This is a genomic window from Gardnerella sp. KA01001 (assembly GCF_049244025.1).
GTDB lineage: Bacteria > Actinomycetota > Actinomycetes > Actinomycetales > Bifidobacteriaceae > Bifidobacterium > Bifidobacterium swidsinskii.
Genome location: NZ_CP058366.1, coordinates 997,215 through 1,011,303 on the forward strand (window position 1 = coordinate 997,215; position 14,089 = coordinate 1,011,303).

The 14,089-nt window shown below is 43.4% G+C and carries 10 protein-coding genes and 1 riboswitch; of the genes, 6 read left to right on the forward strand and 4 right to left on the reverse strand.

The window, feature by feature from the left end; all coding sequences use genetic code 11:
- Positions 1 to 219 precede the first annotated feature (219 nt).
- Entirely contained in the window at positions 220 to 756 is a 537-nt protein-coding gene (locus HXT59_RS03995) for a peptidylprolyl isomerase (RefSeq protein ID WP_004108678.1), read from the forward strand.
- 330 nt (positions 757 to 1,086) lie between these two features.
- On the opposite strand, the gene thiC is transcribed toward HXT59_RS03995, so the two are convergent.
- The 4 genes from thiC to HXT59_RS04015 all read right to left on the reverse strand — a co-directional run bounded on the left by thiC (position 1,087) and on the right by HXT59_RS04015 (position 6,469).
- Positions 1,087 to 3,744, reverse strand: coding sequence for a phosphomethylpyrimidine synthase ThiC (gene thiC, locus HXT59_RS04000; RefSeq protein WP_012914246.1), 2,658 nt, complete (start codon positions 3,742 to 3,744; stop codon positions 1,087 to 1,089).
- Positions 3,742 to 3,847: riboswitch (TPP riboswitch) on the reverse strand. It overlaps the preceding gene by 3 nt.
- Positions 3,848 to 3,911: 64 nt before the next feature.
- Positions 3,912 to 4,592, reverse strand: coding sequence for a methionine ABC transporter permease (locus HXT59_RS04005; protein WP_004108684.1), 681 nt, complete (start codon positions 4,590 to 4,592; stop codon positions 3,912 to 3,914).
- 2 nt (positions 4,593 to 4,594) lie between these two features.
- The gene (locus HXT59_RS04010) at positions 4,595 to 5,443 is read right to left on the reverse strand and encodes a methionine ABC transporter ATP-binding protein (RefSeq protein WP_004108686.1); all 849 of its coding nucleotides are present in this window, start codon (positions 5,441 to 5,443) and stop codon (positions 4,595 to 4,597) included.
- Positions 5,444 to 5,635: 192 nt separating this feature from the next.
- Positions 5,636 to 6,469: a MetQ/NlpA family ABC transporter substrate-binding protein gene (locus HXT59_RS04015; RefSeq protein WP_421784159.1), complete on the reverse strand. Its 834-nt coding sequence runs from the start codon at positions 6,467 to 6,469 to the stop codon at positions 5,636 to 5,638.
- A gap of 221 nt (positions 6,470 to 6,690) precedes the next feature.
- On the opposite strand from HXT59_RS04015, the gene HXT59_RS04020 reads away from it, so the two are divergent.
- The 5 genes from HXT59_RS04020 (at position 6,691) to HXT59_RS04040 (ending at position 14,036) form a co-directional block, all read left to right on the forward strand.
- On the forward strand, positions 6,691 to 8,403 hold the full coding sequence (locus HXT59_RS04020) for an NAD+ synthase (protein ID WP_004108689.1): 1,713 nt from the start codon (positions 6,691 to 6,693) through the stop codon (positions 8,401 to 8,403).
- A gap of 117 nt (positions 8,404 to 8,520) precedes the next feature.
- On the forward strand, positions 8,521 to 10,896 hold the full coding sequence (pflB, locus tag HXT59_RS04025; RefSeq protein ID WP_004108690.1) for a formate C-acetyltransferase: 2,376 nt from the start codon (positions 8,521 to 8,523) through the stop codon (positions 10,894 to 10,896).
- A 110-nt stretch (positions 10,897 to 11,006) separates the two neighbouring features.
- The gene (pflA, locus tag HXT59_RS04030; protein ID WP_012914245.1) at positions 11,007 to 11,888 is read left to right on the forward strand and encodes a pyruvate formate-lyase-activating protein; all 882 of its coding nucleotides are present in this window, start codon (positions 11,007 to 11,009) and stop codon (positions 11,886 to 11,888) included.
- A gap of 145 nt (positions 11,889 to 12,033) precedes the next feature.
- Positions 12,034 to 12,414 (forward strand): hypothetical protein, encoded by a 381-nt coding sequence (locus tag HXT59_RS04035; protein ID WP_012914244.1) that lies wholly within the window; start codon positions 12,034 to 12,036, stop codon positions 12,412 to 12,414.
- 191 nt (positions 12,415 to 12,605) lie between these two features.
- On the forward strand, positions 12,606 to 14,036 hold the full coding sequence (locus tag HXT59_RS04040; protein ID WP_012914243.1) for an HRDC domain-containing protein: 1,431 nt from the start codon (positions 12,606 to 12,608) through the stop codon (positions 14,034 to 14,036).
- Positions 14,037 to 14,089: the final 53 nt, after the last annotated feature.

Here is a 14,089-nt window from a genome sequence, read left to right on the forward strand (position 1 = left end):
TCTGGTTATTGCAGATCAGCTAGTTTTAGAGCTGCTTAATGTTTGCTTAATTGTATTCAGTAAGTTTGCTGAGTATTGAGTTAATTAGCATAATGAAGTTAATGTAAAAGTGTCTCACTTTGCGTCTTTCTTTACTACGCAAAGTGAGGCATTTTTGTATGCGAATATTTTTATCTAACACGAATTGAAACAGTCGTGAAAATATGGGAGAATTACCACATGACTACAGTTATTATGCATACTTCTGAAGGCGATATAAAAATCAATTTGTTTGACAGTAAAGCGCCTGAAACCGTCAAAAATTTTGTTGGCTTAGCTACTGGTGAGCGCGAGTGGCTTGACTCATTCAGTGGAAAACCTTCGCATGAGCCATTCTACGATGGTTTAACTTTCCACCGCATCATTAAGGATTTCATGATTCAGGGTGGCTGCCCACTCGGCAATGGAACTGGCGGTCCTGGATACGAGTTTGACGATGAAATTGACGCATCCTTGAAGTTCGATAAGCCTTATTTGCTCGCTATGGCAAATGCTGGAAAGCGTCGCGGTCGTGACGGTCGTTTGCATGGCACTAACGGTTCGCAGTTCTTCATTACAACTGTGCCAACTCCATGGCTTGATGGCCACCATACAATTTTCGGCGAAGTTGCTGACGATGAATCGAAGGCGGTTGTCGATAAGCTCGAGGCTGTCGCAACGGATCGATCTGATGCTCCTCTTGAGCCTGTAGGTATTATTTCTATTGAAGTTTTGTGATTAAACGTTATTTGATTTAATACTCTTTAATATTCTTTAATACTAAAGTTCTTAATTGCTAATCCGACATTTTCTATACGCTTGTGTACAGAAAATGTCGGATTTTTGCTGTAAGGCGGCAGAAACTTTACAACGCATGCAACGGAAAGGTTGTATTAATAGAATTTAAATGCGGATATAAAGAAAGCGAGTCTTATAGCAAGCATAATAGCTCACTATAAAACTCGCTTTGGTTCATATCAACCTTCTTCTATTATTATTCGTTGTAAGTATTGTTATTGAAGCACTTGCAATTCAGTTTTTGCTTCCGCACTTCCGTACCTCATCATTTTATGCTTTCACGCTTTGATACAACGATGAGCCGGATTCTTGGAACTTTTTGCTCATCTCTTTCATACCATCGGCAATTGCCTGACTGCGTGCTTCTTCAACGAGCTGCTCCTGCTGAGCTGCTCCGCCAAAACGCTTACGAATATTTTGCGAAATAGCCATCGAGCAGAACTTTGGTCCGCACATCGAGCAGAAGTGCGCCATTTTTGCCGGTTCTGCAGGAAGTGTTTCGTCGTGGAAGGCGATTGCGGTATCTGGATCATAGCTTAAGTTGAACTGATCCAACCAGCGGAACTCAAAGCGAGCCTTACTGATTGCGTTGTCGCGATCCATAGCATGTGGATGATGCTTAGCAAGATCAGCTGCGTGGCAAGCGATCTTATACGCAATCACGCCTTGCTTCACGTCATCCTTGTTAGGCAACCCCAAATGTTCCTTAGGAGTCACATAGCAAAGCATTGCGGTGCCGTATCGCGCAATCTCCACGCCACCAATTGCGGAAGTAATGTGGTCATAGCCAGGTGCGGTATCCGTAGTCAAAGGACCAAGCGTATAGAATGGAGCATTCTGGCAAATTGCCTTTTCCATCTCAATATTCATACGCACAGTGTCGAATGGCACGTGACCAGGACCTTCAATCATCACCTGTACGTCATGCTTCCAAGCGATCTTCGTAAGCTCGCCAAGCGTCATAAGCTCGGAAAGCTGAGCCGCATCGTTAGCATCAGCCAAGCTACCTGGACGCAAACCATCACCCAAAGAGAATGCAACATCGTACTTTGCGAAAATCTCGCATAATTCTTCAAAGTGCGTATACAAGAAGCTCTCTTGATGATGTTGCAAGCACCATTCAGCCATAATTGAGCCACCACGAGAAACAATACCGGTTACGCGGTTTGCAGTAAGCGGCACGTAGCGAAGAAGCACGCCAGCGTGAATAGTCATGTAGTCAACGCCCTGCTCGCACTGCTCAATAACAGTGTCGCGGAAAAGCTCCCAGCTGAGCTTAGAAGCATCATCCTCAACCTTTTCCAAAGCCTGATACATTGGCACTGTTCCAATTGGCACAGGGGAGTTGCGCAAAATCCATTCGCGCGTTGTGTGAATATCGTTACCGGTGGAAAGATCCATAACGGTATCCGCACCCCACTTCGTGGCCCACGTAAGCTTTTCTACTTCTTCGTCGATAGATGACGTAACAGCAGAATTACCCATGTTTGCGTTGAGCTTAGTCAAGAAGCGCGAGCCAATAATCATAGGTTCAGCTTCAGGATGGTTAATATTGCAAGGAATTACAGCACGTCCGGCTGCAACTTCTTCGCGAACCAGCTCTACATCGCAATTTTCGCGCGTTGCAACATATTGCATTTCCGGAGTAGTGATTCCGTGGCGAGCGTACCACATTTGTGTAATCGGATGATCCGCGCCCTTCATTGGCTTATGCGTGCGTCCACGCCATTCTTTAGAAGCTTTGCCTCGCTTAATTGCGCGCTTGCCGTCGTCTTGAAGATTGCGCCTGCGACCCTCATATTCCACAACGTCACCGCGGTCGCGAATCCAGTCAAGGCGAAGCGGAGCCAAACCTTCCTTCGGATCGCACTTTGGACCTTCTGTATTGTAATCCTTAAAAGGCGGGTTAGGACCTACGCCAGGAGTATCCGAAAGCTTAATTTCCGTATAAGGAACTTCCAAATCATAAGAACCATATTCATACTCAAAATGAATTGGAGTTGTTTTGCGAATATGAGCTTTATCGCGCTGAGTGCATCCGCGAGCTGCAATGTCAACTCGCTGTTGTTTAGCTAATTTCGCAGCATCCTTTGCTTCTTTCGCATTAATAAAAGTTGGCTTCTTTTCTTGAGTTTCTGAAGATTTTGATTCAGAATTTTCTGCAACTATCACTCGCTTAGCGTAGCCGTGCTTTTCTTCACCTCGCACAGCTTTCCAATGTTCAACAAATTCACGCATAGTTGATTCTGGTGTTTCTGAAGAATACAATGCTTCAGAAACGAACCATCCTGCAGCCTTGGTGTGAGCGATTGTATCGATATCGTCGAGTGCAGTTCTTCCGCCAACTAGAACTGGAAAATCACTTGCGGAACAAATCGTATTAATTTTCGCTTCGTCCAGCGTTGTGTGATTTGCTTCCAATTCGTAAGCGGCAGTAGTGCTTTCGCATCCTTCTTCAGGATTGCGCATTGCTGTTACGCAAATGTAATCAATGCATCCATCTGGAAGTTCGTTTATTACTTTAACTAAGCTTTCGGTTTCAACAGATAAGCCGATTACAGCATCTTCGCCAAGAAGAGCGCGAGCCTCTCTAGGCTCCATGTCGCTTTGTGCTAAATGCACTCCGTCAACTTTGATGCTTTGATTGCGAGCTTGCCAAACGACATCAACACGCTCGTCGATAACAAAAGTTACAGAATCGCATTTGTTATTGTCTTCGATGATTTGTGCAATATCGCGTGCAATAGTAGTGATTTCTTTAGCGTTTTCATTGTTGCAATGAAGACGAATAAAAGTCGCTCCAGCGCGCAAAGCATCATCGACAATATCGGTAAGCGGACGATTATTACAAGCTTGTGGGTCTGCAATAAAGCAGGCGCTTAGATTAAATTGATTACGCATTGATGCGTACGGATAATTCGATGTCATACTAAAATCGTTGCTCCCTACGTTGTATTAACTAACAGGTTCGAAGGGTTAGGCAAACTAATACCATCTCAGCCTTCTTTCGAAAGCACCCCTGCAAAATGTCGAATTACCAGCAAGTTTACACGATTATGTGCATTTAATTGGTGGTGGGTATGTTGCGAATTTCTTTAGCGTTCGTGATGATTGATTGCGCGTGAAATAAAATCTCCCAAGCTTTGCACAATCTGCACGAGAATAATACAAAGGATAACAGCAACTGTCATCACATCGTATTGATAACGCTGGTATCCGTATCGTATTGCAATATCTCCGAGTCCGCCTGCGCCAACTGTTCCAGCCATTGCGGAGAATCCAAAAAGCGTAATAAATGTAAGCGCAGCTCCGCGAATTAGCGAAGGTAAAGCTTCCCACAGCAACACTTTGCAAACAATTTGCAATTTGCTTGCTCCAAAGCTTTGTGCTGCTTCAATTAAGCTTCCGTCAACTTCGGCTAAAGATTGTTCAACTACTCTAGCAACGAATGGTGCAGCCGTAATCACCAGAGGCACAATAGCCCCAGGAACTCCCAAAGAAGTGCCAACTATGAGACGAGTGAAAGGAATTATTGCAACTAATAAAATAATAAACGGCACAGAACGCACGATGTTAACAATCCAGCCTAGAACTGCGTTAATTGGCGCGTTGGGGCAAATGCCTTTTTTGTTTGATGTAATGAGAAGTACGCCAACTGGAAGTCCAATAAGGTATGCAAAAAGTGTTGCAACTGATGTCATTACGAGTGTGTCTTGCACGCCTTCAATAAGTAAGTTGCCGTAGTCGTTAAAAAATTGTGTAGCAGCTTCTAACATTGTTATTTCACCTCGTTGGTAAGCGCGTTTGTTTGTTCGTCTGTTTGTGCGTTTTCTGGCTTATTGTTAAGCTCGCTTGCAATCGTGCTTGTAATTTTAGCGCGATGATTTTCCTGTTTTTCATCTGCAATAAGAGTTCGCAAAATATCGCTTTGTGGATTTGCAAAAAGCGTATCAGTGTCACCTAATTCCACAATGCGTCCGCCATCAATCATTGCAACTCGGTCGCAAATATTTCGTGCTACAGCCAGCGAATGCGTAATAATAACAAGCGTTACGTTGAGTTCGCGGTTAATTCGGCTCAATAAATCAAGGATTTGCGCAGTAGTTGTGGAGTCAAGTGCGCTTGTTGCTTCGTCGCAAAGCATAATCGACGGATTATTCGCCAATGCTCGTGCAATTGCTACGCGCTGCTGCTGTCCGCCTGAAAGCTGGCTAGGGTAGCGGTTTGCAAAATCTTGTAAACCAACTAAGTCAAGTAAGTAGTTTGCGCGTTCTTCTCGTTCCTTTTTTGCAGTGTGATTCAGTTCTAATGGGAAAGTGACGTTTCGCAATACTGTACGCTGCTGGAAAAGGCTAAAATTCTGGAAAATCATGCCAATATTAGTGCGTACTTTTGCAAGTTCTTTATCTTTTACTTCGCTAATATCATTTCCGTCAATAATAATTTTGCCGGAAGTTGGTCGCTCAAGCAGATTCATGCAACGAACTAGCGAAGACTTTCCTGCACCAGAAGAACCAAGGATTCCGAATACTTCTCCCGATTCAATAGTCAGATTAATGTCGTGTAATGCTTCGTTCGCTTTGCTACCTTTGCCGTAGCTTTTGTGAAGATGTTCGATCTGAATCATGCTTTTCCTTAACAGATTATTGCTTTCTGTGTGAAATATACTTCGTTACTAACTAGAGTTACTAACTAGCGTCATTAACTAGATTATTAACTAGCACGCACATTACGTATATTACACGCTTATAAAATAATGCCGCAAAGCATACACGAAGCATACACATGCGGCATTAGGTGGCTACATTGTGAGTATTTTTTAGAAAACAGGGAGCACAGCGCCTTTGTAAGTTTTAGTAATATAGTCGCGCACTTCGCTTGTCTTCAAAGCTTTGAGTAAGGCTTTGATTTTTGCAAACTTTTCAGAGCCCTTCTTTACTACAATAATATTTTCATAAGTTTTAGCCGCAATGCCTCCAACTTTTTCTGAAGTAAGTGGGTCTTTAGTTGGGTTAAAACCAGCTTGAATAGCGTAATTGCCGTTCATGGCAGCAAGATCCACATCCTTAATGGCAGTAGGAACTGTTGCCGCTTCAAGTTCTTTAAACTTCAAATTCTTAGGATTCTCAGTAATATCTTTTGTAGTAGCGTTAATATCCTTTGGATTCTTCAACTTAATCAATCCGGCATCTCGCAAAAGAAGCAATGCGCGAGCCTCATTAGTAGGATCATTTGGAACTGCAACAGTTGCTCCGTTTGCTAATGCTTTAATCGTCTTGGTTTTTCCTGGATACAATCCAAATGGTTCAAAATGAATTCCACCTACTGAAACAAGGTGAGTTCCCTTTTCCTTATTAAAGTTGTCAAGATAAGGCAAATGCTGATAGTAGTTTGCGTCAACTTCGCCTTCTTCAGTAGCTGTATTTGGCTGCACGTAGTCAGTAAATTCCTTTACTACTAGCTTGTAGCCTTCTTTTTGCAAGATTGGCTTTACAACTTTATTTAAGATTTCAGAATGCGGGGTAGGTGAAGCTGCAACAGTAATGGTCTTGTCATCCTTTGCGCCTGCTTTTGAGCTACCGCAGCCACTTAAAGTGAAAGTCGCTAATGCTGCCAGTGCTGTAATTGATGCAATAACTTTAATTTTTCGCATATTTCCTGCTCCTTGTTCGGTGAAATTCGTTTAAAGTTAAATCCCCTTCGCGAGTAACGAATTATCAATATAGGCGAGAAAAATCAATAATTCTACACTTTGCTTATTAGTATTATTTATGACGTGTTAATAATTCGCATACTTGCAGTGTGGAAAGAGAAAAAATAAGTTTTTCAACACGTCGCTTACTTGCAATGAAGCTATCTACTAGACTGTAATGTATGAGTTTTTTGCGATTGGCGTTAGCGCAGATAGATACCTGCGTTGGGAACATTGATAGCAACGTTGAAAAAGTTTTGAAGTATGCTGCGCGCGCAAAGCAGTCGGGTGCTCGCATGGTTGTGTTTCCTGAGATGACTTTGACTGGGTATCCTATTGAAGACCTCGCCTTGCGTGCCACGTTCCGCACAACTGCACAAAAAGCTGCAGACTTGCTTGCAACAAAACTTGCGGAAGAAGGCTTGGGGGAGCTTTACGTAGTAGTTGGAACTGTTGGCTTTGACGAGTCTGCTGGAAAGCCTCGAAACAGGCTTCTCGTATTGCATGAAGGTAAATCTGTGTTGCAATACGACAAGCATTTCTTGCCAAATTATGGTGTTTTTGACGAGTTTCGTATTTTCTCTTCTGGCAATAAGTGTGAGCTGCTGGAAGTAGATGGAATGCGTCTAGGTTTTGCTATTTGCGAAGATATTTGGCAAGACGGCGGTCCTGTTGCGCGTTTGGCAAAACTTGGTATCGATGCGCTAATAACTATGAACGGTTCTCCATATGAGGAAGGTAAAACTCATGTGCGCTTGAGTTTGGCTCAAAAGCGCGCTGTTGAAGTCAATGCGCCAGTCGTATATGTGAACCAAGTCGGCGGCCAAGATGATTTGGTTTTTGACGGTGGAAGTTTTGTTGTTGATGCTGACGGAACTTTACTTGAACGCTCGGCAATGTTTGATGAAGATTTGTCGTTTGTTGATTTTGATAACTCGCTGAAAAAGCAGAAAGTTTCAAGCATTGCTCCAAAACTTGACGCAGACGAAGAAGTGTATTGTGCGTGTGTTGTAGGTCTTAGAGATTACATGCGTAAGAATGGTTTTAAGGGTGTGTGCTTAGGACTTTCTGGAGGAATTGATTCTGCTTTAGTAGCTACTATGGCTGCCGATGCTTGCGGTGGAGCAAATGTGTATGGCATTTCTATGCCAAGCATGTACTCTTCGGACGGTTCTAAAGACGATGCGCGCGATTTAGCAGAGCGAATTGGCGCTCACTATGATGTGCAACCAATTGAACCGCTTTTTAAAGCTTTCCAATCGCAACTTTCATTAGAAGGTGTTGCAGCAGAAAACTTGCAAGCTCGCGTTCGTGGCGTAATCGTAATGGCTTACTCGAATTCGCGCGGTGTTTTGGCGCTCGCAACTGGTAATAAATCGGAGCTTGCTTGCGGATATTCTACTATCTATGGCGATGCGGTAGGAGGGTATGCTCCTATTAAGGATTTGTTTAAGACGCGCGTTTGGGCACTTTCTCGTTGGAGGAATCGCGCTGCGAATGCTGGAGTAGGCATTGGTATGCTGCCAATTGTTGGATATGAGGATTCTGAGCAAACAGAAGTTACGAAAGCGAAAGCTCCGCAAGATGGTGTGCTTATTCCGGTTAATTCTATTATTAAGCCTCCGAGTGCAGAGTTGCGTCCAGGGCAAAAGGATTCTGATTCTTTACCTGAGTACGATTTGCTTGATCGTGTTTTAGAGGCTCATATTGAGCTTGCTCATGGTAGAGCGGATTTGCTTGAAGATGGTTTTGACGAGCATACTGTTGACACGGTTATGCGTTTAGTTGATCGCGCAGAATGGAAGCGCAGGCAGTATCCGCTTGGACCAAAAGTAAGTGCTATTGCTTTTGGCAGGGATCGCAGAATGCCTGTTACCACAGCTTTTCGTGAATAAATGTGATATATTTCACTAGATTTTTTGCAAAACTACTCGTGTATGCGTTTACTTATGCTCTAACATTGTTATTAAGGCAGCGTGAAGATGCGTTGCGGGTACAAAAGGAGTCTAAACATGACATCAGTTGATGCGCCAGTTCTCAGTGAAGAGGATCTTCGTACCGAAGCGTGGAATGGTTTTACTGACGGCAATTGGAAGAAAGACATTGACGTACGCGACTTTATAATAAAGAACTATACGCCATATGAAGGTGACGAAAGTTTCTTGGCAAATGCCACTGAAAAAACGAAGCACATGTGGAAATATCTCGACGACAACTACTTAGCTGTTGAACGTGAGCGTCGTGTTTATGATGTTGAAACTCATATCCCAGCAGGTATTGACGCAATGCCAGCAGGCTACATTGAAAGCCCAGAAGTAGATAACGTAATCGTCGGTTTGCAAACTGATGAGCCTTGCAAGCGCGCTATGATGCCAAACGGCGGTTGGCGCATGGTTGAGCAAGCTATTAAAGAAGCTGGCAAGGAAGTAGATCCTCAAATCAAGAAGATTTTCACCGTCTACCGTAAGACTCATAACGATGGCGTGTTTGGCGTTTACACCAAGAATATTAAGATTGCTCGCCACAACAAGATTTTGACCGGTTTGCCAGATGCTTACGGCCGCGGTCGTATTATTGGCGATTATCGTCGTGTTGCTCTTTACGGCGTGAACATGCTTATTGAGTTTAAGAAGCGCGACAAGGATTCGATTCCATACCGTAACGATTTTACCGAGACCGAAATTGAGCATTGGATTCGCTTCCGCGAAGAGCATGACGAGCAGATTAAGGCTTTGAAGCAGCTTATTAACTTGGGTAACGAGTACGGTTTGGATTTGACTCGTCCAGCTAAGACCGCTAAGGAAGCTGTTCAGTGGACTTACATGGGCTATCTTGCTTCTGTTAAGAGCCAGGATGGCGCTGCAATGAGCTTCGGTCGCGTTTCCGCATTCTTCGATTGCTACTTTGAGCGCGATTTGAAGGCAGGTTTAATTAACGAAACCGACGCTCAGGAAATTATTGACGCTCTTGTTATGAAGCTTCGTATTGTGCGCTTCTTGCGTACTAAGGATTACGACGCAATCTTCTCTGGTGATCCTTACTGGGCAACTTGGTCCGATGCAGGCTTCAGCGAGGATGGCCGCACTTTCGTAACCAAGACTTCGTTCCGTTTGCTCAACACTTTGACTCTTGAGCATTTGGGACCTGGTCCTGAGCCAAATATCACTATTTTCTGGGATCCAAAGCTTCCAGAAGCTTATAAGCGTTTCTGCGCACGAATTTCTATCGACACTTCTGCAATCCAGTACGAGTCCGATAAAGACATTCGTGAGCACTGGGGTGACGACGCTGCTATTGCTTGCTGCGTTTCTCCAATGCGCGTCGGTAAGCAAATGCAGTTCTTCGCAGCTCGCGTGAACTCTGCAAAAGCTTTGCTTTACGCTATTAACGGCGGCCGCGATGAAATGACCGGCATGCAAGTTATCGATAAGGGTGTTATTGACCCAATCAAGCCAGAAGCTGACGGCACTCTCGACTACGAGAAGGTTAAGGCTAACTACGAGAAGGCTTTGGAATGGCTTTCCGAGACTTATATTGAGGCTTTGAATATCATCCACTACATGCACGATAAGTACGCTTACGAGTCCATCGAAATGGCTTTGCATGATAGGGAAGTCTACCGTACGCTTGGTTGCGGCATGTCCGGCTTGTCTATTGCTGCAGATTCCTTGGCTGCTTTGAAGTATGCAAAGGTTTACCCAATCTACAACAAGGATGCTAAGACCACTGAAGGCCACGAGTACGAGTACATCGAGGGCGGCGACGACGACTTAATCGTTGGCTACAAGACTGTTGGCGAGTTCCCAGTTTACGGTAACGACGACGATCGTGCAGACGACTTAGCAAAGTGGGTTGTAAGCACTGTTATGGGTCAGGTAAAGCGTTTGCCTGTGTACCGTAATGCTGTTCCAACTCAGTCCATCTTGACTATTACTTCTAACGTTGAGTATGGCAAGAACACTGGTTCCTTCCCATCCGGTCACAAGAAGGGTACTCCGTACGCTCCAGGCGCAAACCCAGAAAACGGCATGGATTCGCACGGTATGCTTCCTTCGATGTTCTCCGTTGGAAAGATTGATTACGATGATGCTCTTGACGGCATTTCGCTTACGAACACCATTACTCCTGACGGTTTGGGTCGTGACGAAGACGAGCGCATCAGCAACTTGGTTGGCATTTTGGATGCTGGCAACGGTCACGGCTTGTACCACGCAAACATCAACGTGTTGCGTAAGGAACAGCTTGAAGATGCTGTTGAGCACCCAGAAAAGTATCCGCATTTGACGGTTCGAGTTTCCGGCTACGCAGTGAACTTCGTGAAGCTCACTAAGGAGCAGCAGCTCGACGTTATTTCTCGTACATTCCACCAGGGTTCAGTTACTGACTGATTTGGTTGATTAGTAAACACCGCCGGGAGCGAGGCTAGTTTCGCTCCCGGCTTTTGTTAATTGCGTATATTATTTATTATTTATTTATAAATAGTTTGGAGGGCAGTTAGATGGCTGAAAACACAGTGTTTCGTACTACAACTCAGCATATGCTGAAAGAGTCGAAAGAGTATGCTCGCCAAACTTTAATGGGTGGTCTTTCTGGATTTGAGTCGCCAATTGGGCTGGATCGTAAAGATCGCTTGGTAGCTCTTAAAACTGGCGATATTGGATTTGTGCATTCGTGGGATATCAATACTTCTGTTGACGGCCCTGGAACTCGTATGACAGTGTTTATGAGTGGCTGCCCGCTTCGCTGCCAGTACTGCCAAAATCCTGATACTTGGAAAATGCGCGACGGCAAGCCAGTCTACTTAGATGCGATGATTAAAAAAGTTGATCGTTATCAAAGTCTTTTTAAAGCAACAGGCGGTGGGATCACTTTTTCTGGCGGCGAATCTATGATGCAACCAGCTTTTGTATCTAGAGTGTTTCGTGCAGCAAAAGAAATGGGCGTGCATACTTGCTTGGATACTTCCGGCTTTTTGAATCGCAATTACACGGACGAAATGATTGAAGACATTGATCTTTGTCTTCTTGACGTTAAATCAGGAACTGAAGAAACGTATAAAAAAGTAACTGGCGGCTTGCTTCAGCCAACTATTGACTTTGGCCAGCGCTTAGCGAAGGCTGGTAAGAAGATTTGGGTGCGTTTTGTGCTTGTTCCAGGTTTGACAGACAGCGAAGAAAATGTTGAAAAAGTTGCTGAGATTTGCGATTCGTTTGGTGATGCTGTTGAGCATATTGACGTGCTTGGATTCCATCAACTAGGACGTCCAAAGTGGCATGAGCTTCGAATTTCGTACCCTCTTGAGAATCAAAAAGGGCCTTCTAGAGCACTTAAAGAACGAGTTGTAAACCAGTTCAAAGATCACGGTTTTGTTGTGTACTAGACTGCGTTTAGATTGCATTTAGACTGCATTTAAATTGCGTCAAAAATGTAACTGTAATTTAGGCAATCTTTGCGTATCGTGTTGTTTTTTTTGAAGGATTTTTGTATAATTATACAAATACTCTTTTTTAGAGAAAGGATACGCAATGAAGCGCAGAATAGGTTGTTGGATTGCATTAGCTTTTACATTAGCGTTAGCTGTTTTTGTGCGGTGTAACGATCAGTTTGGTTTTGCTACAGCGCTTACTATTTTCGTTATTTTGCCAATAATTTTATTGCCAATAAACATTGTTGCATCTTTCGATAAGAAACTTCTTATTGAAGTGCCAATAATATCTATTGTTATAGCTGTTGTTACAGAACTTGTCACTTTTCCAATAGTCAACTTTTCGGATTTAGGTTTACATGCTGGCTACGTTGTTCCAACAGTTTTAGCTTCGGCAGTCGCATTTACTCTTACTAGATTCCTTAAAACTAGGCTTGTTAAGCGCATAAATGACGAAGTAGCAAACAATAAAACAGATTGATTATTTAATTGATTATTTATTTGATTTTTTATTTTTGAATAGTCGTAGTTGTGTGCGAAAGTTGAAGCCGTGTTAAAGATGCATAATCTGTAACACGGCTTAAATATTTTTTACGGATATTTTGCAAAAAGTACAGAATAAGTTGCAAAAAGCGTAAGAATTTGGGTAAAGCATGCAATCGGGAGGCGTACTTGAACGAGGAACCAAAGCTTTTAAAAGAGCCTAGAGAAGGAGTTCCAGAAGTCATTGATACGCTTGAAGCATATAAAGATTATTGCAGCTTGTTGGAGGCAGGCTCCGGTCCTTTAGCTGCAGACGCTGAGCGAGCTTCCGGTTTTCGCTACAGTCATGAAGATTGGTTGATTCAGTTCAAACGTAAGGGTGCAGGAATTGGATTATTAGATCCTATAGAACTTACAAAACTTGGAGCTGATTGGAACGAATTTAACAAGGCAGTAGGGGATGTGCCTTGGATTATTCACGATTCGATGCAAGATTTGCCAGGATTTTTCAATATTGGTTTGCGCCCACTTGCATTATTTGATACCGAAATCGCAGCTAAATTACTTGGCAGAAAGCGCTTTGGTTTAAGCTCTGTAACTGAATATTATTTGGGTCTTACTCTTGCAAAAGAACATTCTGCAGCAGATTGGTCTTACCGCCCACTTCCTAGAGATTGGCGAAATTACGCAGCTTTAGATGTTGAATTACTTATTGAGCTAGAAGAAGTAATGCGCGTCGAACTTAAAAAGCAAGGTAAACTTTCTTGGGCGGAAGAAGAATTTAAACACTTACTTAGTAAGGGTGCACAAAAGAAAGCTCCGCATCCACGTCCATGGCTTAAAATATCGCATATTAGCGTACTTATGCACGATCGTGTTGGTTTAGTTATTGCGAAAGCATTGTGGCAAAAGCGAGATGCTTTAGCGCGTGAATATGATATTGCGCCAACTCTGCTACTTTCTGACGCTGCGATTATTGAAGCTGGTAAGCGTAAACCTAGTAATGCGCGTGCGTTTCGTGCTATTCGTTCTTTGAATGAGCGAGTGCGAATGCACACTGGCAGTGAGCAAGACAAAATGTTCGAGCGTTACGCTCCAATTCAGCGCAAAGTTAAACCATCTATTTGGAAAAACGTTATAGAGAATGCTATTTTGCGCGCTAAATCTGGTGAAACGGCTATGGATGATGTGCATCCAGTATTACCGAATGGAGCTATTCAACTTAATTCGCGCGAATCTCGTAAAACGAACGTACTTAAGTCAACAGATACTGACGAGTCGCAAGGTTCTAATGATTGTCAGGATTGCCATGATTTATCGGATTCGCAGTACTTGCAGGATATGCAAGATTCCCAAAGCGCTCCTAGATCTATGAAATATTGGCGAGAACATCACCCTAAGCGTTACGAGCGTTTACAAAGAGTAAAAGCTGAGTTAAATCAAATTTCTGAATACACTCATACTCCTGCAGAAATTATTATCAAACCACAGATTATTCGTAATCTTTGCTGGCATGATGATGCGCAAGATATTGATGTTAAAACATTCTTAAGTGAGCATGGTGCTCGCGAATGGCAAACCCGATTGGTAGCTGAGTCCGTAACTCGCGCTATCATGTAACGGTTGTGCCATACGGCAGAAGCTAGAAAAAACGTAATTTCAGGAGCGCAAGC

What these genes read in the sequence shown, in the direction of transcription:
- HXT59_RS03995 (WP_004108678.1), top strand. Translation starts at nt 220, where the DNA reads ATGACTACAGTTATTATGCATACTTCTGAAGGCGATATAAAAATCAAT.
- thiC (WP_012914246.1), bottom strand. Translation starts at nt 3,744, where the DNA reads ATGACATCGAATTATCCGTACGCATCAATGCGTAATCAATTTAATCTA.
- HXT59_RS04005 (WP_004108684.1), bottom strand. Translation starts at nt 4,592, where the DNA reads ATGTTAGAAGCTGCTACACAATTTTTTAACGACTACGGCAACTTACTT.
- HXT59_RS04010 (WP_004108686.1), bottom strand. Translation starts at nt 5,443, where the DNA reads ATGATTCAGATCGAACATCTTCACAAAAGCTACGGCAAAGGTAGCAAA.
- HXT59_RS04015 (WP_421784159.1), bottom strand. Translation starts at nt 6,469, where the DNA reads ATGCGAAAAATTAAAGTTATTGCATCAATTACAGCACTGGCAGCATTA.
- HXT59_RS04020 (WP_004108689.1), top strand. Translation starts at nt 6,691, where the DNA reads ATGAGTTTTTTGCGATTGGCGTTAGCGCAGATAGATACCTGCGTTGGG.
- pflB (WP_004108690.1), top strand. Translation starts at nt 8,521, where the DNA reads ATGACATCAGTTGATGCGCCAGTTCTCAGTGAAGAGGATCTTCGTACC.
- pflA (WP_012914245.1), top strand. Translation starts at nt 11,007, where the DNA reads ATGGCTGAAAACACAGTGTTTCGTACTACAACTCAGCATATGCTGAAA.
- HXT59_RS04035 (WP_012914244.1), top strand. Translation starts at nt 12,034, where the DNA reads ATGAAGCGCAGAATAGGTTGTTGGATTGCATTAGCTTTTACATTAGCG.